19 protein-coding genes are annotated in these 21,049 nt (G+C 54.8%); 7 read left to right on the top strand and 12 right to left on the bottom strand.

Annotated features, from left to right (window positions below; genetic code table 11):
- Positions 1-59: 59 nt before the first annotated feature.
- The 5 genes from ONV78_RS15705 to ONV78_RS15685 all read right to left on the bottom strand — a co-directional run bounded on the left by ONV78_RS15705 (position 60) and on the right by ONV78_RS15685 (position 2,750).
- A complete protein-coding gene (locus ONV78_RS15705) occupies positions 60-449 on the bottom strand; it encodes a hypothetical protein (protein ID WP_279504435.1) in 390 nt (129 codons plus the stop codon).
- A gap of 42 nt (positions 450-491) precedes the next feature.
- Complete coding sequence (locus ONV78_RS15700; protein WP_279504433.1) at positions 492-854, bottom strand: hypothetical protein; 363 nt, start codon at positions 852-854, stop codon at positions 492-494.
- A 198-nt stretch (positions 855-1,052) separates the two neighbouring features.
- A complete protein-coding gene (locus tag ONV78_RS15695; RefSeq protein ID WP_279504431.1) occupies positions 1,053-1,520 on the bottom strand; it encodes a hypothetical protein in 468 nt (155 codons plus the stop codon).
- Positions 1,521-1,605: 85 nt separating this feature from the next.
- The gene (locus ONV78_RS15690; RefSeq protein ID WP_279504430.1) at positions 1,606-2,427 is read right to left on the bottom strand and encodes a helix-turn-helix domain-containing protein; all 822 of its coding nucleotides are present in this window, start codon (positions 2,425-2,427) and stop codon (positions 1,606-1,608) included.
- Positions 2,428-2,474: 47 nt separating this feature from the next.
- On the bottom strand, positions 2,475-2,750 hold the full coding sequence (locus ONV78_RS15685; RefSeq protein ID WP_279504428.1) for a hypothetical protein: 276 nt from the start codon (positions 2,748-2,750) through the stop codon (positions 2,475-2,477).
- Between the two features lie 188 nt (positions 2,751-2,938).
- On the opposite strand from ONV78_RS15685, the gene rimJ reads away from it, so the two are divergent.
- A complete protein-coding gene (gene rimJ / locus ONV78_RS15680; RefSeq protein ID WP_279504426.1) occupies positions 2,939-3,514 on the top strand; it encodes a ribosomal protein S5-alanine N-acetyltransferase in 576 nt (191 codons plus the stop codon).
- 45 nt (positions 3,515-3,559) lie between these two features.
- On the opposite strand, the gene ONV78_RS15675 is transcribed toward rimJ, so the two are convergent.
- The gene (locus ONV78_RS15675; protein WP_279504423.1) at positions 3,560-4,150 is read right to left on the bottom strand and encodes a hypothetical protein; all 591 of its coding nucleotides are present in this window, start codon (positions 4,148-4,150) and stop codon (positions 3,560-3,562) included.
- Between the two features lie 378 nt (positions 4,151-4,528).
- On the opposite strand from ONV78_RS15675, the gene ONV78_RS15670 reads away from it, so the two are divergent.
- Both ONV78_RS15670 and ONV78_RS15665 read left to right on the top strand, forming a co-directional pair.
- Positions 4,529-5,188, top strand: a complete 660-nt coding sequence (locus tag ONV78_RS15670; RefSeq protein ID WP_279504421.1) for an SH3 domain-containing protein — start codon at positions 4,529-4,531, stop codon at positions 5,186-5,188.
- Positions 5,189-5,344: 156 nt separating this feature from the next.
- A complete protein-coding gene (locus tag ONV78_RS15665; protein ID WP_279504419.1) occupies positions 5,345-6,388 on the top strand; it encodes a methyltransferase domain-containing protein in 1,044 nt (347 codons plus the stop codon).
- A gap of 50 nt (positions 6,389-6,438) precedes the next feature.
- On the opposite strand, the gene ONV78_RS15660 is transcribed toward ONV78_RS15665, so the two are convergent.
- The gene (locus tag ONV78_RS15660) at positions 6,439-7,809 is read right to left on the bottom strand and encodes a hypothetical protein (protein ID WP_279504417.1); all 1,371 of its coding nucleotides are present in this window, start codon (positions 7,807-7,809) and stop codon (positions 6,439-6,441) included.
- A 334-nt stretch (positions 7,810-8,143) separates the two neighbouring features.
- Here ONV78_RS15660 and ONV78_RS15655 point away from each other — a divergent pair, with 334 nt between their 5' ends.
- Positions 8,144-8,767 carry a glutathione S-transferase gene (locus ONV78_RS15655; protein WP_279504415.1) on the top strand — a complete coding sequence of 208 codons (624 nt, stop codon included), beginning with the start codon at positions 8,144-8,146 and terminating at the stop codon, positions 8,765-8,767.
- A 61-nt stretch (positions 8,768-8,828) separates the two neighbouring features.
- On the opposite strand, the gene ONV78_RS15650 is transcribed toward ONV78_RS15655, so the two are convergent.
- Complete coding sequence (locus tag ONV78_RS15650) at positions 8,829-12,251, bottom strand: carbohydrate-binding domain-containing protein (protein ID WP_279504413.1); 3,423 nt, start codon at positions 12,249-12,251, stop codon at positions 8,829-8,831.
- 157 nt (positions 12,252-12,408) lie between these two features.
- Complete coding sequence (locus tag ONV78_RS15645; RefSeq protein ID WP_279504411.1) at positions 12,409-12,960, bottom strand: Mpo1-like protein; 552 nt, start codon at positions 12,958-12,960, stop codon at positions 12,409-12,411.
- A 309-nt stretch (positions 12,961-13,269) separates the two neighbouring features.
- Here ONV78_RS15645 and ONV78_RS15640 point away from each other — a divergent pair, with 309 nt between their 5' ends.
- Positions 13,270-13,509, top strand: a complete 240-nt coding sequence (locus ONV78_RS15640; protein WP_279504410.1) for a hypothetical protein — start codon at positions 13,270-13,272, stop codon at positions 13,507-13,509.
- Between the two features lie 30 nt (positions 13,510-13,539).
- Here the strand turns inward: ONV78_RS15640 and ONV78_RS15635 are convergent, their stop codons facing one another.
- The 3 genes from ONV78_RS15635 to ONV78_RS15625 all read right to left on the bottom strand — a co-directional run bounded on the left by ONV78_RS15635 (position 13,540) and on the right by ONV78_RS15625 (position 18,453).
- Positions 13,540-15,885 carry a S8 family serine peptidase gene (locus ONV78_RS15635; protein ID WP_279504408.1) on the bottom strand — a complete coding sequence of 782 codons (2,346 nt, stop codon included), beginning with the start codon at positions 15,883-15,885 and terminating at the stop codon, positions 13,540-13,542.
- 277 nt (positions 15,886-16,162) lie between these two features.
- Positions 16,163-17,377 (bottom strand): HDOD domain-containing protein, encoded by a 1,215-nt coding sequence (locus ONV78_RS15630; protein ID WP_279504407.1) that lies wholly within the window; start codon positions 17,375-17,377, stop codon positions 16,163-16,165.
- Positions 17,378-17,505: 128 nt separating this feature from the next.
- A complete protein-coding gene (locus tag ONV78_RS15625; protein ID WP_279504405.1) occupies positions 17,506-18,453 on the bottom strand; it encodes a hypothetical protein in 948 nt (315 codons plus the stop codon).
- A gap of 332 nt (positions 18,454-18,785) precedes the next feature.
- Here ONV78_RS15625 and ONV78_RS15620 point away from each other — a divergent pair, with 332 nt between their 5' ends.
- Together ONV78_RS15620 and ONV78_RS15615 are read left to right on the top strand one after the other, a co-directional pair.
- On the top strand, positions 18,786-19,838 hold the full coding sequence (locus ONV78_RS15620) for a glycosyltransferase family 4 protein (protein WP_279504404.1): 1,053 nt from the start codon (positions 18,786-18,788) through the stop codon (positions 19,836-19,838).
- Between the two features lie 44 nt (positions 19,839-19,882).
- Entirely contained in the window at positions 19,883-20,842 is a 960-nt protein-coding gene (locus ONV78_RS15615; RefSeq protein WP_279504403.1) for a diguanylate cyclase, read from the top strand.
- Positions 20,843-21,049: the final 207 nt, after the last annotated feature.

Here is a 21,049-nt window from a genome sequence, read left to right as displayed (position 1 = left end):
GGGTAGAACAAAAAGACGCGGCTTGCTTAAACTTTAGGGCCCATTCGCTCCGTTACGACCTAAACAGAAATCCTCTTAAAATACGCCTCGCCCTTTCCCTCAACCTGCTTGATTTCAAAGCCGGTGCGTTCCAAATGGGCGCGTAATTTCAGGTTGGGATTGGCGCAGTGGATGGCGTGTACGACGCACTCTATGTGTTCGGCGTTTTTTATTTGCGCCGCTTTTTTCGCGATGCGGGTGATGGTGGGCAAGACGCCCTCGCCTCCGCCGTCAATTTGCGCCAACTCGACGGTCAGAATGCTTTCTGCGTATGCGAACTGCCCGAGTACGGATGCGGAGCCGATGTTAACCACCAGGGGTTTATCGGTCAGGATCAGGGCGTCAAATTCCGCTTCTGTCCAGCCGAGGATTTCCGCCAGTGATACGCCTTCTATCTGAATATCAGCCATTCGCCCTGTCTCCTCTCCGCTCAAGTCAACTCACAAATCAAACTAGGAAACTGTCTTGGCCTGCTGCTCAAGCCATTGCTTACGGCGCATGAAACGTGTCGCCTGCGCCTCTCTGAAGCGTTGTAGCTCCCGATTTTTTCTGGATAACACTTTCGCCAGCAAGCAATACGAAAGTGCGACGGCGGCTGTCACGCCATAACGGGTCAAATCCGTGACGGTGATCATCCAGACTGAAGCCAGCAACATCATGGAAAGCGTCACTAGAAGCGCGCCGATTCTTTCTCCAAAATACTGCTCGCCCCATTCTTTTTGAGTTTGAAACTCATCTTTGCGGGTAAAACGCTTTTCTGCGTTTCTCAAATCGATCTGGCCCGCCGCCAAATCGCTGTATGCGCTATCGCTCATTTACTACCTCGATAATCCGTGCGCGTAATGGGGCGGCGATTATATGTCATATTCGCGGCAACAGCCCAAGAATATGCAGTACTTCAGGCGCTCTATTTCAGTCCGTTTAGGCAAGTCTTTGGTCAGATTGATAAACTTCTTGCGCAGTAGGTCGAATATGGGCGTTCGTATTCGCCAGTGAGCGCATAGATAGCCAAGTTACAGATAATCAAAGTATCGCGTCCACCAGGTTATTGGCGAGATATCTCCAGCATTGACGCCATCGTAGGTGCAGTCCAGTTCGCTCACGGGTATGTAGACATATCCCTGAGCTTCAAGATAGGCGATGCAGCTTCGCAACTGTCGCTGCTCGTCGCTGTCGCACGCCCTTTCGTTGAGAAGCGTGAATAGCCCGCCGTAGTTGGAAAAACGCAAGGCGAAATGATAAATCACGGCCTGCAGCGCCCCGCTGGCGGCGTACGGCGTTTCCAGCTGATAGATATCAGCAAAAAATGAAGCATCCTGAGCGTTTGCGTCTAACTCAAGCTCCGCAGACATTATCTTTTCCAACGCCGCCTTATGTTTCTCAAGCCCCCTGACAGCGGACTCCCAATTAAAATCAGGGGGATACTCCCAACTCCCCCTGACGTCGGCGGATATAAGCAGCGTATGAATTCTGCTATTCATTTTGTTAGCCCTGAAGAACGTTCAACTGAGACGCGTCGAACAACAATGCTTTCCACTTGCAATGCCTCGCAAAAGCCTGGCTGACTTATTCAAAGTCGCCATATGCATCTATCGTTAAATTTTTGGCTTGCCGGTACGCATGAGGCGTATCGCCAATCAGTTTCTTAAAGTATCGAATGAGATGAGGCTGATCAGTAAAGCCAAATATGGCGGCCACATCCGCCCAGCTCATGGATTCGGTATTTTGCTGATATAGATACAACAGTAGCTCATCCAGTCGCACCATGATCTGATATTGTTTCGGCGTCAGTCCGGTCACCCGCACAAAAGCGCGCTGAACCGCCCGCAAAGAACGATATAACCCCGTCTCAAGCTCGGACGCTTTCGTGGTTGCAAGCAGTGTCAGTGCATCTCGCGCCAGCCGGCTATGCCGATCCTCCCTGATGCAGTGCGAATGCGACTTGAACCATGCGTCCAGATTCTGGCCTACGGTTACAGCGTCGGCGGCGGCGTTATTGAGAACGTCCTCTCTCAGCAGATCAGGCATTTCAGCCAGAAAACCCGGCGGATAGATGACGTCATCAATAGCGGCGAGACCATTGGCGATTGAATAGAGCGCGCCCGGCTTGAATTTAACCCCCAGGATGGCGAACGGTTCCGCCTGATGTAAAGTCATACTGCTGGTATTGGGAAGCTTCAGGTGCGTCCCTTTTCCAGAAAGCGCCCGCTCGCAAAGGCTATATGTATAGGACTGCTCCGGCGGGGCAATAATTAAATGGGCTTCTGGACAGGGATTCAGTTTGGGGCTGTCATGAGCGATATCGTCCTTGTCTTTGCGGAGAAACCAATAACACTCGATGTAGCGAGATACGAAGGCATCCTCTGGCTGGCGTTTCCAAGTTATCATCGTTATCCAACAGCGCAATTTAGAGCGGCTTATGAAAGCTCGCTGCGCTATACCCCACTGTAAAACCAGCGATAAGCCATAACAAAAAACAACAGCGTTGCGGCGATGCTCGCCCTGAAAATCTTATCGCCGTTCTCTTTCCCCTGAATCTTCAGCTGTGCCCCGTAGATCACCAGACCACCGAGAAAAACCTGAAAGAAAGACATGAAGTAGATGGATTCATCGCTAAGACCGGCATTCTCGCCGCTGAAGATTTTGATCAACAGGAGCGCCACTGCGATCACCGCCATTGCTGCGCCGGCAAACTGCGCGAGTCTGACCATGCCAGTTATCTCCCTATGAAAAATTGAGATGTGAAGCGCTACGCTCGGCCCACGGTGGCCGTAGATAAGGATTTTGAGCGAGTGCAATTTTCAGGGCGGTAATTTAACACTCCCCATGGGCTTTCTGCAGCCGTTATTAGGTAAACTAGGCAGCCGATTTATCTCTTTTTCATCTACGGAATAGAAGAATGCTCCCAGAATTACAGCTATTTCCCGGCGCAGGACTGCTGACAGAACGTCTTTCTCTTCGCTTGACCTCCCCTATTTACGCCCAAGGCGTGCTCGACTACTACACGCACAACAAAGCCCATTTGACGCCCTGGGAGCCCGCTCGGGATGACGATTTTTATACTTTCTCCGGACAAATGCAGCGACTGACGGACATGGCTCACGTCATGGAGCAAGGCTACGCAGTGAGTTTACTGATGTTCCCCCGACAATCTGACGACGTTATCGGCATCTGCAATTTCTCCAACATCGTACGCGGAGCCTTCCAGGCCTGTCATCTGGGCTTCGCAATCGCAGGCCAGGAGCAAGGCAAGGGATTGATGCAGGAGGCCTTGTCAGCGGGGATCTACTTCATGTTTCACCACTACGGACTCCACCGCATCATGGCCAACTACCGCCCGGAAAATCACCGCAGCGGCAAGCTATTAGCGTCCCTGGGCTTTGAGGTAGAAGGAAAAGCCCGATCCTATCTGAAGATAAACGGCGAGTGGACGGATCATGTTTTGACGTCGTTGATTAATGAGGCTATGACGTAGGACTCATATCAATGCCAAACACGTTAAGCCTGAATTCCAACAACCTCAGTTCTCCATCAGCCTGGATAAAAAAAGGTCAATATCCTGATTCATCAACTTATGCTCATCTGGGGACATTTCAATCGCAACGAAAAACGCTTCCCCACTTTTTTGGGTAACCAGATAAAACTCTTTGACATAGCTTGCATCGATATCCACAAACTTAGCGATCCCACTTTGCTCAATACCGTTTAAGCCAAGCCTGCTAATTTCCCTAAATACGGGCTCGCTTTTCTCTGTGGCCGCCACTAAAAACGAGTCCGAAAACCTATTGTATTGCGTAACCAGTTTCTGCAAATCAAAATTATTCTCTTCCTTTAAGTCCTGGACATTCTCAGCTGTGTATATCTCCACGTTTACAATGGCGTCATCCACGGCACCGAAAGACAAAAACCGAGTCCCCCAAGTTTGATAGGAATCCTCCGTCGCGCGCCAACCACCGGGGATAGTCATCGTAAGACCATCTTTGGTATACGTTTTTACTTCTGCAGGCTCTCCTCCACATGAGGCAACTATAAACAGCGCAGAAAACACTATAAATTTATGAACGCGATTAACAGCCTTTTCGGTCGTATTCGCTAAAGAAAAGAGCATCATTTTCCGCCTTGTCGCTATGGTCTGTTTGTCGTCATCATAAAAGGGCCTTGCCGAGCGATAAAATAGCTTTGTTCTGGATCACGAATGGCCTTCAGGCCTGTTCAGTAAACCTTGTCACAACTAGATCCTGGAAACGCCCTATGCACGAACTCGTCAAAGACTACTACAGCAAACAATTGTAAAGTCCTTCTGACTTGAAAACCTCCGCCTGTTGCATCGTCCAGCAGAGAACAAATTGCCATTTGTATCCACATCATGAAGCGTAATATGACGCCTCGGGGCGCCCCTAGTTACGCCACTCTCTTCTGTTTAGTACCATCCGACTGATTTATAAGAAAATAACTCTCGGTATTCCCCCTGGAGCCGCATTGTCTTGATATGAAAACGTACAAGCTCATCTTTCCGCTCTGTCTTACGCTTACCGCCTGCTCGACCGTCATTGCGACGGATTCGCCAACAGGCTGGGTACCGCCCGATCCAACCGCCTGTCAAATCGATGGCTGGGTCACAGAGACTCATCATGCTGGAGTGATGGTTAGAGCCGCGCCATCCGGGCAAGCTCCAGTCCTTGGGGTGTTACCTGCCCGCGTCGCCAACCAAGACAGCTTTGACTACGGTCCGGAGTTCGAAATTATCGGCTCTCACAACGGCTGGTTGAAAATCCAGAATGCTTGGGATGATCCAGCTCGCTCCAACTTACCTGAGCGTCCAACCTATTCAGGCATAGGATGGATACCAGGTGAACAGGCAGGCTTTGGAATTCAGTATGGATCTGGCTATCTACGGCCCGACCCTCAAAGCAAGCGACTAATTCATCTGGGGAGCGACTGGCTAACAGAGAGAGGACAAATTCATCGAGTAGTCGCTTGCAAAGACGAATGGGTATTGGTGGACTTCACCATCCTTAGTGATGAACGTTTTGATGCGCTTCTTCCTGATGACCAAATAAAAGGCCGCGCTTGGTTCAAAGGCGTTTGCGCCAACCAGGAGACAACCTGCGACGGTATCCCCGCGAATACAGAACAGGTTGAAAAATAGTACTTCTTCAGCAACATCCAAATCGAAATACAAACGTTGAGAGGCGTAATGAAGGCCGGCAGGCGATACCTTTGATCTAGATAACGAATAGACTTCTGGGTTAGCCTTCAGGCCTGTTCAGTTAATCTTGTTACGACTAGATCCAGGAAACGTCCCATGCACGAACTCGTCAAAGACTACTACGGCAAACAACTGCAAAGTTCCTCTGACCTGAAAACTTCCGCCTGTTGCGACGTCAGCAGTGTTCCCGCCTGGTTGAAGCCTTTATTGGCGCGGATTCATCCAGAGGTATCCGCCCGTTATTACGGGTGCGGGCTGGTGTGTCCGCCGTTGTTGGATGGTTGTCGGGTGTTGGATCTGGGCTGTGGTTCCGGGCGTGATGTGTATGCGCTGGCTCAGTTGGTGGGCCCCCATGGGCAGGTGGTCGGCGTGGATATGACGGATGAGCAGATGCAGGTCGCCCGATCTCATCAGGCCTGGCATGCAGAGCAGTTTGGATTCGATAACGTGCGCTTTTTGCAGGGTTATATTGAGAAACTGGACGAGCTGGATCTTGAGCCTGGGTCTTTTGACGTCATCGTCTCCAATTGCGTGATTAATCTGTCGCCGGATAAAACGTCTGTATTGCGTGGATTACACCGCCTGTTAAAGCCCGGCGGAGAGTTTTACTTCTCGGATGTTTACGCCGACAGACGGGTTCCCGACGCCCTGCGGGAAGACCCCACCCTCTATGGCGAGTGTCTGGGCGGCGCGCTGTACTGGAACGACTTCCTGCGACTGGCGCATCAGACCGGCTTCGCCGACCCGCGTATAGTGGAAGACAGGCCTTTGGCGATAACCGATGCGGATCTAGCGACGCGCATTGCCGCGATTGGGTTTTACTCCTCCACCTACAGGCTGTTCAAAATAGACGAACTGGAAACCGCTTGTGAGGATTACGGTCAGGCGGTTATTTACCAAGGAACCATTCCAGATCATCCCCATCAGTTTATGCTCGACAAACACCATGCGATTGAAACCGGCCGCGTATTCCCGGTCTGCGGCAATACCTGGCGCATGCTGAGCGACACGCGATTCGCCGATCACTTTCAGTTTATCGGGGACTTTAGCCGACACTATGGCATCTTTGAGGGATGCGGAACCGCAGCTCCCTTTGACGGCGCATCGCCCTCAGTCAGCGCAGACGCTCCCTGTTGTTAGCCTCTTGAGTGCGCGTTCGATCTGACGCGCACTCGCCTTTCAGATCCCGGCTACAGGTTCTCAATCTCGTACTGCAGGCTCGCCATGTAATCGCTCAAGCGGTAGGTCGAACCGCTGACATTACTGAACTGAGACGCCACATAGCGCGCCAGAGTCTGCTTGTTCTTTTCGCCGAATTGCAGATAGATCGTATTCAGGAAAGCGCTGTTGGGGAATTCGCGCAGGGCTTCATTGAGCGTGGGGATAAACGCCTTGTTTTCCCGCCCCAGCCCAACCACGTAACTGTTGGCGAACTTCTCCTTCTTGAGAATTTTCCAGCCGTATTCGTCCACTTCCTTCAGAGCGTCGCTCTTGCCCGCATTGGCGTATAAGAATCCCAGCAAGTCGTAATACAGCGGCTCTTGAGGGAACTGCGCCGCGTAGCTTTTCAGTTGCGCGCCATACCTGTCGAAAAGCTGGCTGGGCGTCGCCGCCTTCAACGTGGTCAATTGCGCGAAAATCTTGCGGATCAGCGTTGCGGAAACAGGCAATTGGTTATCTGGCGGAGAAATTTTCAGCGCCTGCAATCGTTGCAGCAGTTCCGCTTTCGAGAGCCGGTCGATATCCTGACACAAACGCAGTTGCGCAGCTTGCGGCGAGTTGGCGTCCGTCACCGTTCTGGCGATTAAAGCCCTGTCGAACGCCAGGTAATCTTCTTTCGGGCGCTGATTCCACCAGTCTATTTCCCAGTTCGAATCCAACGCCCACAGGTCGCACAGCTTATCCGCCGCTCCCGCCTCAATATCGCGAATAAACGCTTCCCGGCGCGCCTCCTGATGGCTATCGGAGAACAGCGTATACATGCCTTTTTCTATGGCGATATGGTGCTCGCTGAAGTCGGATTTACGCCAGGCGTTGAACGCCTTATCCACGTCCCCCTGCATCAGATAAGCATGGGTGATATACGCCCAGGCGATGGGATTCAGTCCCTCTGGTCTGGCCCTGACCAGTCTTTCGTAATAGCGCAGCGCACTCTGGAATTGGCTGTTGCGATGTTCATGCATGCCTCGCTCGTAGAGGATCATGGGGTTGTCCGGCTCCAGGCGTTCGGCGCGAATCATATAGCTGTAGCTGACGTTCGGATCAAGCTGGTAGAGCATGTTGCCGAGAATGAAATAGTCATAGACGGACTTGGCGTCGTCAGGGGTCAGGCTCTGCAGGCGATGTATCGCCTCACTGGCTTTCCCCTCGACAAAGAGCTGATGAAATTCTTCTCCATCAGAATAGGCGATATACACCGCCCCAGCCTTCTCCGCTTCCTGTTTAAACGTATCGAAATCAACCGCCTGCAGATCCGCGATCCACAGAACGTTGATGAGAAGAGAAAACCACCATGGACTGACAGAAGGTAAATGTTTGGACTCTTTTCTGGTATCTCTCATAGACAGCACCCGCCGATGGCATCGGCCTTGTTGATGATCCATGCAGAGACGTTTTGCAGTGGTCCGGAACGTCGCCTCACGCGTAGTAAAACTAACTCCAGGCTTTCCCGGCTATACCTTAATTATAGTGGAGGGAAAAAAGCCTGCCGGGCGCGGATTAACAAAATTTACACCGAAAACATCCAATGGTTATTTACCGCAATTTTTCAATCACTTAACATCGACGTCTGACTCACTCAGGGGCGTTTTCGCTCAGGCGGAGCCATCTCATGCAGCCTGCGCTGTCCCCTAAACGCTCTGCGTCAATCACACCCAGAGAACAGGACTTCATCCCATGATCAAACTGCACCACCTCAACAAATCCCGCTCCCGCCGCATCATCTGGCTGCTGGAGGAAATCGGTCAGCCTTACAGCGTGATTCCCTATCAGCGGGATAAAACCACGTCGCTGGCGCCACCGGAATTGACCCAGATTCACCCCTTGGGCAAATCCCCGGTGATCGAAGTGGACGACATTGTGCTGCCGGAATCCGGCGCGATTACAGAGTTCCTGATTGAACGCTACGCCGCGGACAAACTGTCCCCAGTCCGCGACAGCAAGTCATACGCGGAGTACCTGTACTGGATTCATTTCGCAGAAAGCTCGGCGATTCTGCCGTTACTACTGAAGCTGTTTCTCGATATGGACGGGACTGAAACCCGCTTCCTGCAGGGATATGCGCAGTCGGAAATCAGCAAGGTGATCGGACATCTGGAGCAGTCTCTGGAAGGCAAGGACTATCTGGTCGATAACCGGCTCACTGGCGCGGATATCATGATGTCTTTCATTCTGGATTTTATGCAGCGCAGCGGCGCGATGGCCAAGTATCCCAATATTCAGCGCTATCAGGGCGTGTTGGAGAAGCATGCCGGCTATCAGGCGGCGCTGGAGATTGAAGCCAAGTACGACGCGGCTTAGTACGTAACAGCCAGCGCACGCTATCCTCAGCGTGCGCTGGGCTACAAGGGAGAGAGCCTGCTTACTGCAAACGCAGTTCGCAAGCGATCGGATAATGATCGGAAGGCGGATAATCCCCTTCACGATATTTTTCTAAAGCACAGCCCACCGTGCTGACGCCGGACCCGACCACATGATCAAGCTGAGGTCCGGGCTGTACATTCCAGCCGTTGAACGTGCCGCCAGTGAAGAAACTGGACAACGGGGTCTGATTCACCAGGGTATTCACCGGCCCGCTGCCAAGTGACGCGTTAAGATCGCCCAACAGCACTGTCGGCATGCTCCAGTTCTGATTCACCTCACCCAGACGGTCTCTCAGGATATTGGCGGAGCCCTGCTGGGAATTGCCGTCTACACCCCAGTGGGTATTGATGAATACCAGCTCACGACCGTCGTCGTTGCGACGCATCTTCGCCCACTCCGCGCTGCGTGGGCCCCACACATCCGCCACCAGATCAATCAGGCCGCCGTCCACATAGGTGTAAAGGTCGGAGCGATAGAGAATCTGACGGTAGCTGGTGGCGCCCCAATTCGCGCCCAGGGTGTTTTTGATAAAGTCATACTGTCCGCCGGTTGGCTCCTGCAGGCCCAGTAAATCCGGGTTCTGGCGCTGAATCGTACGCACCACCTCGCCCTTGCGTTGGCTCCAGTTGCGTTCGCCCGGGTCGTTCGCCTGCTCCGTGCGAACGTTGAACGTCATCACGCGAACGCTGCCCCCCTCACCGCCGACAGGACAACCGCTGGCGTCAACCTGCGTTCCTGCTGGCGTATTCGGGCACTGATCCAGATTATCGGCGACGCCGTCATTGTCGCTGTCCGCATCGCTATGAGTGAGAATATTCAGCCAGTTCAGATTGAACTCGCCCACGCTCGCCTCCACCCGCACGCGATGCTCGCCCTGATCCACGGAGAAAGTTCCAATGGGAAGCGTGCGATAGGACTGCCAGCCTCCGGTATTGGCGACGGAGCCCTGTCCCACTTCCGTTTCATCCACCAGCACGCGGAAGCGACCGCCGCCCACGGCGGAGGCGACGCGGGCTGTCAGATCATACTCGCCAGCGCCCAGCGTCACGTTGTACTCCAGCCATTCAGAGCCGGCGATCCAGCCCACATTGTGGCCGCCGTCGATATCGCCGCTGACTTCGATGTCCACGTCGTCATTACGATGAGCGCCGCCCTGATTGCCGGGGGTAGTGTCGAAGTAGGCGTCATAATCTTCCGTCTGTACGGTGACATTTTCGGTTCGCACCACTGTACAACCGTTCTCGTCCACCTCGTCGCCGGCGGGCGTGCCCGGGCAAAGATCCCGCTCGTCCTTGACCCCATCGCCATCGCTGTCGATGACATCCATGGAACGAATTTCCATCCAGTTAAGATTCAGCTCGCCGCCATACAGCTCAACCCGCATTGTGTGCTGCCCGCGTTCGACACTGAAGCTGCCTACTTCTTGCGTCGCGAACTGCTGCCAGCCGCCAGTGGCGTCGACGGTTTTTGAACCAACCAGATCTCCGTCAATGAATACGGCGTATTTGCCATTGCCCACCAGGGAGGCGACGCGCGCGTCGAGACTGTACTGCCCCTGGCCCAGCGTGACGCTGTACTCCAGCCATTCGTTGGCGTCGGTCCAGCCGATGTTGTAGCCGCCGTCCACGTCAGAGGTAGTTTCAATATCGACATCGTCTTCACGGTAAGCGCCGCCGTTGTTGCCGGGGGTGGTGTCGTAGAAGGCGCTGTAGTCTTCCGCCTGCACTTTCACCTTGTCGGTCACGATGATCTGACAGCCCACTTCATCCACGTCTGCGCCCGCCGGCGTGTTGGGACACTGATCGATGCTGTCCTCCACGCCATCGCCGTCCGCATCCTGCTCCAGAGGGCAACCGTCCGCGCCGACTGGCGTACCCGCAGGCGTGCCGGGACACATGTCCTCATTGTCGTTGACGCCGTCGTTATCGCTGTCCACCACTACGGGACCGCCTCCGCCTGTCCAAAGAATATCGTCAATGGCGAAAGCGAAGTCCGCTCCCGGCAATTGACCGTCTTTGCTCAGAATAGCGAAAGGATATTGGATAGAGCGCAGGTCAATCAGCGGGCCGCGCAGCTCTGACACAGGGATGCTGACTTCGCCCCATTCTCCGTTACGGGTCAGGCCGTATTTATCTTCAAAAGCGGGGAAATCCAGCCAGTTCTGGTTGGTATGGGTGTCTGTCACGCCGATGCGGAAAGAAACGTCGGCGGGAATCTTGATGCGGAATTTCAGCTCGCCTTCGTCAAACTTGCTCAAATTGACCGGTTGCCGCGCCTGAATACCGCCGCCAAACCAAGTGTTGGCCTTGGCTTTCCAGGAGATGACTTTGTCGCCTTCATAAGGCGCTTCCGAGCCGCCAGACGTGGTTTGATCCCACACATAGATATCGGATGAAGAGCCGGCTTCCAGTTTGTTGGTGGTGGCGCTTTCATCGGTAAACACGCCAAAGGTTCCGGTTTCCGGGCCAGGACGGCCGAGTTTGACTTCGCCTTGTCCATCCAGCTCATACACGCGGATGTAGTCCACCAGCATTTTGCCCGGCAGCGGCGCGGACACCTGACCGTTGTCATGCGCGTCGGTGAAATTCCCACCCACCGCCAGATTCAACAGGAAATAGAACGGCGCCTGGAATTCTTCCGCCTCTCCGCCAATGGCGATTGGGTTATCGTACAGGTCATGCTCCTGGCCGTTATCCACGATGGCGAAGCGGATCTGAGACTCTGTCCAGTACAGACGATAAGTGACGAAGCGATTGCTCAACGGCGTCGGCGCCACATAGGCGTTGTCAGTGTTCCAGGCGGTGCTGGCGGCGCAGGAGGGATTTTCCGGCACGCAGGCTGAGTCCGCATAGAAAATCAGGTTGGAGCCGACGTAGTTGTTGATGGGGGCGCCATCGTGCCCGGCGTTCTTGCGTCCCGCCGCGCTGTGGCCCATTTCCATGATATCGATTTCACCTTTGGCCGGCCAATTGGCGGTGCTGGTCCCCAGCATCCAGGCCGCCGGCCACAAACCAACGCCGACTTCCGGCGCCTGCATGCGGATTTCGATCATGCCGTAGCGAACGGAGACGGCGTCTTTGGTGGTGATTTTGCCTGACGTAAAGGCTTTGCCGCCGATATCCTGGCGACGCGCTTCAATCACCAGCGCATGATTGCCCGGCTCTGCGGGAATCTCTTCAATAGACAGATTGTCCTTGGCATACCACTGCAATTCCTGGTTGCCCCAACCGCACAGGCTCGGACAGCCATCGCCCTCGTCGACATTCCAGACGGAAGGGTTCAACGAGTCAAAATCTTCTTCCCACAACAACGCGCCGACATCCGCCTGCGCCATGGCAGCGGACAGCGCCGACAACATAAACAGCCCGGCCCTGGCGGCGGAACGCCGTGGTGATTCCTTGTTGTCCTGTACAAACGCCATGATTACCCCCTTTGTAATTCTATGATTTCCGTTAATGAAAACGCTTTCATAAATTGCCTAAAAAAAAGCCCGGGGGCAATGGGCTTTTTGGGTTAATCCTTCACCAGTTACAAATCTGTGAGGGGGATATCAGTTTTTTGCTCAATGGGTGACCAGATCAAGATTCATGCAAACGCTTGCTGTCGGTATGGGTCGCGTTCATATCGCGTATCAGCGTCGGGCCGACTTTTTCTTCGATGGAAAGCAGAACTTCTCGCCGCAAACCGAAGTAGAAACAGGCTTCCGCCGCCACGAACAACGGCCCAATGATCAGGCCGCTCAGATCGTCCACAAATGCGGGTTTGCGCCCTTCATAATAATGGCCGACGAACTGAAACACCCAGCCCACCACAAACAACCCGATGCCCGCGCTCAACCACACCATCTGCGATTGCGCCGCCAGCGCAGCAGCGCCCCACAGTGTCAGGGCATACAAAACCGCCATCAACAGCGCAAAAGCGAAATCCAACATCAAATAAAAAACCAGCGAGGCGATCACCACAATCATCGCTGGCGTCGTTGCGATACCGAACAGCTCGAAGCTCGTCCGCGACAGCAGCGTAGCGATGGACAGCACTATCATGGGAATGCCGATAAAATGGGTGGCGATATTGCGGCGGTCACGGTGATAAGCCGCATACTGGGTCAAATGCTCGGACAGTGTTTTCATCCCGTTTCTCCCGTTATCAGACGCCAACGATAATACTCAGGCGTCCATGGTTTATTTTTATGGGTTTAACGAGGAGTATAGGTGAACGACAAGCCCTACTCTGTCGTGTAGATGACACGCCTTGGCGACGCCGGCTTTTTCACCGATCAGGAATTATTGAGTATAAGAATGCGACCTTTTTTGATTGTCAGTTTAACTGCGCTCGCCGCTACGCCAGCATGCGCGGAATCGTCCAAGCAGAATTTAAAGAGCGAGGCTGAGGCGTTTTGCGAAATCCATAATCCTAAGTATTGGCCTGACGTCGAGTCAATGAGTCTCGAACAGTACCGAACCAAGCTGGGTGATAAAATCTCTGAAGTAGTCAAATCCAAGGAATTCAGAGCCGCTTTGGCGCAGAGCGTCGATATGGGCCATGAAGCATTTAAAAAAAACTATCAGGGCAACATGTATGTATTCAGCCGCGATCAGGTCAGACGCGTCCTGAGCGATTCCTCCTGGGATTGCGAATACATGAAGTTTCATTACGGAGAGCCCGAAGCCGCCTATTAAGGCGGCTTGGCGATCACTGCGAACGCGCCATCAGTCAGGCGCGATATAGAGCTTGATGGCGCCATGGCGCAGCAGCGCTTTGTCGTCCAGACCTATCCGCGCCACCTGGATTTTCCAGGCGCCGGCGGCGTCTTCGTCATGGAAATCCGTGATGAAATGATCCGCCAGTTGCAGGTCGTAGTCATTGAAGCTGCCGTTTTTATCGTGCAGCACATACTCCGTGCCCGCCGGGGACAGCAGGGTGACTTTATAGCCGCCCAACCAGGCGCCGCTGATCGCCAGATCCACGGCAACGCCTTTGACTTTGCCCACCGCATGCTGAGGCAGCACGACTTCCGTGGTCTCGCCTTTGGGCAGAGTGACGTCTTCGGTCTGCAACGTGCGCTCGGTCAGCTCCGCAGCGACCAGCGGAAGCCCGCGCAAACGCAGGTCCCAGTGATTGAGCACGCCTTCCTGGAACGGGGAGGCGTCGATCACTTGCAGGAACCACAGCCCTTGCGAGGGAATATTGCGCATCTGCGGCAGTCGATACGAGCGCACCAGATCATCTTCCGTCAAGCCGCCCCGCTCCCGCAGACGAAAGCTCCGTCCGTCCGGCGACAGCAGGTTGACCAGCAAGTCGCCGCGCCAGGGATGAGAGATATCCAGACTCACTGCGGCGTCCCACAGCTCCAGATTCTCGGACACCAGCATCGGGCTCCATAGCCCACGGGAATTATGGTCAGGAATGGGCGTCGCTTCGCCGTTGGCGTAATCAAAGTCCCGCGTTCCTTGCGGCAGCACATTAACGGTGATGCGTTTGGCGCTTTTGAAGGGCTGGCTCGCCTTATCGCTTTCCACGCCTTTAAGCTCCACGAAATAGCGCCCCACCGGCGTCTCCGCACTGACGCTAAAAGTCATATCGCCGCTTTCATTCGCTTGCAAGGCCCGGGGAAGCTGTACGTAAACGCCAGCCTGAGGCTGCGAGACGGACAGATCCGCCATTCCGCTCCAGTCGAACAAAGGCTGCAAACGCGCCGTCAACGAACGCATCTCACCCTGGGGAATATCCACCACGTCCGTTTCCGGGGCGATGCGAAAGCCCGGCCGATCATCCGCCGACAATAGCGCTTTTTCCAGATTCAGGCGGCGCCCGTCGGGAATCTTGCCTTGCAGCGCCGCCACCTTGTCGGCGCCGTCCAGCAACGCCTGTTTCAGCGCTTGCGCGTCCAGGTTCGGATTATGCGCCGCCATCAGCCCCAAGGTTCCGGTGATCATCGGCGCGGCCATGGAGGTGCCACTGAGAGCGCCGTAGGCGTGATTGGGCAAGGTGGAGTAAATATCCGAACCCGGCGCCGAGATATGCACTTTTTCCAGGCCGTAATTGGAAAAGCCTGACAGCTCCCCTTCCCGATCCGTGCTGGCGACCGAAACAATGGCTGGGTTGTCGTAATTCGAGGGAAAGTGTCCGTAATGATCATTGTTGCGGCCGTCATTGCCGGCGGAGAACACCATCAGCACGCCTGCGGCTTCCACTCGTTGGATCGCCTCTTCCATCGCCTGCCCCGGCGCGCCGCCGCCCCAGCTGTTGTTGATCGCCGCCAGCGCTTCGCCGCGACGCTTGAGGTCCACCATGTAGTCCATGCACGCGATCGCGTCGGAGGTGTAACCGAAGCCATCCTCGTCGATGAAGGCGCAGGTAACCAGCGCGCCACGCCAGTTGACGCCGACGCCGCCCAGGCCGTTATCGCCCACCGCCGCCATGATGCCGGCGACATGGGTGCCGTGCTTGTTGGCGTCCATCGGATCGCCGCTACGGTTCACCACGTTGACGCCATAGATATCGTCCACGTAGCCATTACCGTCGTCGTCGCGGCCGTTATTGGGGATTTCGCCAGGGTTGATCCACAGGTTGTCCTGCAAATCTTCATGTCGATAGTCCACGCCGCTGTCAATCATGCCCAGCAGTACATGCGTGTCGCCGGTTTGCAGATTCCAAGCGTCCAACGCGTGAATGTCGTTGTTGCGATCGTCGACGTTGAACAAGGCCCATTGCTCAGTCAGCGCAGGGTCGTCCGGCGTTGCGTCCATACGCAATGGATAATCCGGCTCGGCGTAGGCCACGGTGGGGTCTGCGGCGAAGTGCGCCACCGCCGCCTCCGGCGTCATGCCATTCAGATCGTAACGCACCAGAGCGCCATCCCGGGTGACCGGATCAGCGGCGGTAACACCCGCCAACGGCGCAGCGCGCCGGACACCATGAGCCAGAGCGTCGCTTTTGTATTTCACCAGCACCGCCTTCACCGGCGGCGCTTCCGACGCCGCCCAGGCTCCGGATGACAGCGACAATAAACAGGGAAACAGCGCCACCCCGGCGCTGCAAAGATATTTACGCATATTGGATCTCCGACCAATCAATTAAATCCGATATTCCTTTCAGATCCGATTGCAGACGGCGCCATGACTCAATAAGAGTTCACAGCGTCATCGCGTCGATATTGTTAAATACCTTCTCATCAGCGTTTTCAGGCTTGGTGGGCGGATTATTTTTAAAGGAGTGAGCGCCCAGAACCGGGCAGTCTATCTGAGGGAGAAAATACTGTCTTGGGTAGAAAAGCAGGTGGCGCAGGGAGAAATCTGCTTGATCCCGCCGTGATGGCGGCGTCAGCAACGTCTATGTTTTCAGACTGGAACGCTCGTCCGCCCATACAATGCTGTCGCGGTACAGCTTACTGATAGCGGGGCCGTTCAAGCCCAGCTCTTCCAGCTGCGCCCAGGGAATATTCTGCATATCACAGCGTTCATACAGGCGCACGGTAATCAACGCCAGCCCGGCTTTGCCCTCGCCTCTAAGCAAAGCATCGATCACCATCGTGGAAAGCGGAAGTTTGCTGAGGATTTCCTCGATTGTGCGGTCAAAAAACGCATCCAGCGTGGAAAACAGGCCAATGGTGAAATAGGTGTCGCGCTTATCCGGTTCGATAGTCGCGGCAATCTGTTCGCACATACGGGCGCGAATCAGCGCAATGACAATCAGCGCTTTCGGTTTGTCTTCAATGCCGGACAGCGCCAGCAACATCACCCAGGCGCGCAGTTGCTCCAACCCCAGCAGCACCGCCGCCTTGTGAATGGAGTCAATCGGTTGCGGACGCCGGAACGAAATGGAGTTGATCAGTTGCAGCAGTTTGACGCTCAGGGGCGGATCGCTGGCGATGGTTTTCACAATCTGATCGAACGAGGCGTCCGGGTTCTGCACCATGGCGATCAAACGCAGCACCGCCAGCTTGCTCTGAGGCATTTTGCGACCGGTGACGATCTCCGGCTTGCTGAAGAAATACCCCTGAAACAGCTCGCATCCGTTATTGAGGCAGAATTCGAAGTCGTCATGCGTCTCGATTTTTTCCGCCAGCAAACGCACTTTCTTGCGTTTACGGATCTTGTCCACAAAGCCTTTAAACGCGCCCTTCTCAATCGCCGGAAACTCCAGTTTTACGATGGAGGCGTACTCTAGCAGCACTTCCTGTTTGCTATGCAGATCGTAGTCATCCAGGGCGATGGTGTAGCCACGCTTGGCCAGGCGCGCCACGGCCTCACAGATTTCCTTGGTGGGCTCGACGGACTCCAGAATCTCGATGACCAGCAGGTCTTTCGGAAATGGCGGCGGCTCCATCAACAACTGTTCAGTGAAGTTAACGAACGCCAGATGGCCGGAAGTAACTTCCTGAATGCTTTTTTCAGTAAACGCATTGAGCAGCACCACAGAAGTGGCTTTATCGCCATCCAGAATAGGACCAGCTGCCGGGTCATTGGAACGAAACAACAACTCATACCCCACTATTTCCAGCGATGCGTCGACGATAGGTTGGCGGGCGAGCAGTATCTGTTCCATGAGTGGTCGCGATTTATCCTCGGGGGGTATGTTTGGAATGTAGAAGTGGACGCTAGTTCCGTCAAGGGGGCGGTACGATCAGTTTTGTCTATGGAAACCTGTGCTTAAAACCCGCCCCGACGCCGTCGTCACCGTAGCTTCGCGCTTTGCAAATCCAGGTATCGCACTTGTTCGCCGGAGGCCAAATAGATCAGAATTTCGCGCATGCGCTCAGGGTTCAATCGCCTGCCGTCCACTGCGCGCAACGGGTCTAGAGAAAAGCAGTGTTGCGACCAGGCGGCGTCGATATCCTGCTCAAATGTCGCGCTGCTCTTGTAGTTGACCGAGTCCGCATCGCCAATACGCACAACCAGTCTCCCTTTCCCTGTTTCAGTATGGGTTCTTACGGTCAGACAGAGTTGCGAATACCCGCTCCAAGAGCGATCCGGATTGACGAATTCAAACCCAAACCAGCGCCCGGCTCCTGACCGCGCCCGAATAAACGCCTGCTTCCCGTTTTCCTCTTGCCCATTTCCTTCAGGCGCTTCCTGCAACAGCAAAATTTTCGGTGTTCCCAACCCGCGCCAGGAGTCTTGTGCCGTCGACGGCGACGCCATCGCCAATAATTCAGGAAACGCCAGACTCTGTCGCAACACCCACCAGAGCCCTGCCCCCCGCCAGCAAATCGCGCCCAGTATCAGGCCGATCGCCAGAATGCGTAACAACACCGCCCGCCCTGAACGCTTGCTAAAGCCAAGACCGCCCCACAGCCATCCCGCCATCAGGCCCGCCATGCCCATCAACACGTCCTCCAGGCTGCGGCTTCGTCCCACCAGAGGCTGCACCAGCTCCAGCATGACCAGCAAAGCGGTCAACGCCAGGATGCGCGCAAGCGGACGTCTCGCCAGCCAAGGGGCCAGCATGGGCGTAATCAGATAAAGAATGAACCCCGCCGGAAGGTGCGCGAGATTCATCAGCTCTCCCATAAAGCGCGGCCAGGGCCAGGACTTCACCGGCCAAAACGCGCCAGCCGCCAAGGCCGCTATGACCAGCAACGCGCCAGTGGTGGACCAGTAACGGGTCTGCTTTTCCGTCATGCTTTCGTTTCCTGATGAGTTTTGCCTATATGAGTTTTACCTGCATGTGTTTTACCTACATTAGCTTTACCTGCCGTAGCAGGTTTTATGCCCAAGTCCCATGCCCCGTCAGTACTGTATTTATCCGCCTTTAGCGATTTTGCATTGGCGGATTGCAATGCAAATCGGGAGCGGCCTTACCGAAACGCCATCTATTCAACGTAACTTCTCAGGCCTCAAATTTACGTCAGCCCCCTAAAACCCTTTTAAAAACAGCGCTTAATATCAGTACCGAGGCTTCTGGCTTGAATCTTGATTAGGTATGTACAAATACGTACCAGAAGGTGACAGCGATGCAACCGTTATATGCCAATCCAGAAAGCTCAATGACGCCGAAGACCGTCCTGCTGACCCTGGACAGCCGTGGCTACGGCGGCATAGAAACGCACATCTCGCACCTCGCCCCCGGCCTGCAGGCCCATGGCGTCAAGGTGATTTTAGCGTTGCTGGCGGACTACGGCGCCCATCCTCTGGAAAAGCAACTTTCCGCCAGCGGCGTCCCGACTGTGAAGCTAAAACGGGGCTTGCGGGAGCTGATTGACCTGCTGAAATCGACCTCCGCCGATGTCCTGCATACCCACGGCTATAAGGCGGGAGTCATGGGTCGTCTGGCCGGCGCCGCAACAGGCGCGCCTTGCGTCTCGACGTTCCACAACGGCGATCGCGGCGCAGGCAAGCTCTGGCTGTATACGTTGATTGATAAGCTAAGCGCGGGCCTCTCCACCAACATTTGCGTCAGTCGCGATATTCAACAAAGACTGCGTCCCTGGGCCAGCGAGCTGGTCAACAATTTTATCGACGCGCCGGAGCTGGACCTGCCCTGGGAGAACGAGCAAAAGCGAGTGCTGTTTGTAGGCAGACTGGAGAAAGAAAAAGGGCCTTCCCTTTTTCTCGATATCGCCGCCCGGCTGCCCGAGACGGAATTTCATATGTATGGCTCAGGCTCGCTGGAGCCTATGCTACGAGCAAATGCGCCAGCAAACCTGACGCTACACGGTAGCGAGCCGGATCAACAGAAAATCTGGCGTAACGCCGATGCGCTGTTGATCACGTCCAACACGGAAGGCCTGCCCTATGCGGCTCTGGAAGCCATGTCCCGCGGCGTTGCGGTTTTTTCCACCGCTGTCGGCGACCTGCCACAGCTGATAGATCATGGCGAAAACGGGTTTATTTGCGCCGGCGCCGCGGACGCCTTCGCTAACGTCATTGAAAGGTGGCGACTGCAAACGCCTTATGAGCGCCGTTGTCTGCGTATCGCCGCCGCCAATCGCGTCGCGCGTCAGTACAGCGCCACGGCCTGCATTCCCAAGTTGCTTTCCATTTACGAAAAAGCCTGCGCTGTTTAGAGCGCCACGATTATGAATACAACCACTCTGCTGAGGGCGTTTTTATGAAGTCGCCAACCGCGTCGAAGAAAGAGATCGAGAACTCAGGCCAACAATCCGGGATGCAAGTGCTGCTCGTGGACGATGACTTTTTCTTCCGCGAGTACATTTCCCTGCTGCTGGAAGAAGCTGGCCATAAGGTGCTGAAAGCCGCCAGCGCTGAGGAAGGGTTACACATCCTGAAAACCCATCCCTGCTCAATCATCCTCACCGACTGGATGATGCCCGCGTTCTCAGGCCTGGATTTTTGCATACAGGTGCGACGCTGGGAGCAAGGCTATCACTACATCATCCTGTTGACCGGCAAGGAAACCTCTGCGGAAGTGGTGGAAGGGCTCAGCGCCGGCGCCGACGACTTCATCAAAAAATCCGCTTCCCCCAGCGAAGTGATGGCGCGAGTTAAATGCGGCGCGCGCATCATTCAACAACATCGCAAGCTGGAAGAGCAAAAAGAGAGAATCGCCCAGTTGGCGGAACGCGACCCGTTAACCAACGTCTATAACCGGCACTTTCTGTACACCAAACTCCCTGGGGAGATTAGACGCTCCAAACGCTATCACATCGAGCTATCGGTGATCATGACCGACATCGACTACTTCAAACGCATCAACGACGGCCACGGCCACCTGATCGGCGATCGCGCCCTCAAGTTCTTCGCGCGCACCCTATCGGAAAACCTGCGCCAGAACGTTGACTGGGTATGTCGCTATGGCGGCGAAGAATTCGTCATCGTCCTGCCCAACACAGAACTGGAAAAAGGCGTCCGCACCGCAGAAAAACTGCGCACCATTCTCGAACGCTCCGTGATGACCACCGAAAACGGCGAACTCAACTTCACCGCCAGCTTCGGCGTCGCCGCCCTCAGCTCCCTGAAAGGCGTCTACGAAATGGAATCCCTGCTACAACTGGCGGACGAACGCCTTTATGAGAGCAAAAACAAAGGGCGTAATTGTGTTTCTTATTGAGTTTAAGACGGGGCAGGAAATCGTGGGGGTGAGGCTTTTTATAGGAAGATTGGAGCGATTAACCCTGGGGAAACGGCAGGCTCGGCAGGTCGGAAAAGCGCAGCTCCTTCCAACACTCAGAGTCTCACAGCCAGGACAAGAAAAAACATGAAATTTATTGTAATGCCGCTACTCAGCGCTATATCAGGAGCCTATTTCGAACGCCAC

Origin of the sequence: Hahella sp. CR1 (assembly GCF_029813005.1) — a bacterium.
Taxonomy (GTDB): Bacteria; Pseudomonadota; Gammaproteobacteria; order Pseudomonadales; family Oleiphilaceae; genus Hahella.
This window is presented reverse-complemented; position numbering and strand designations above follow the sequence as displayed.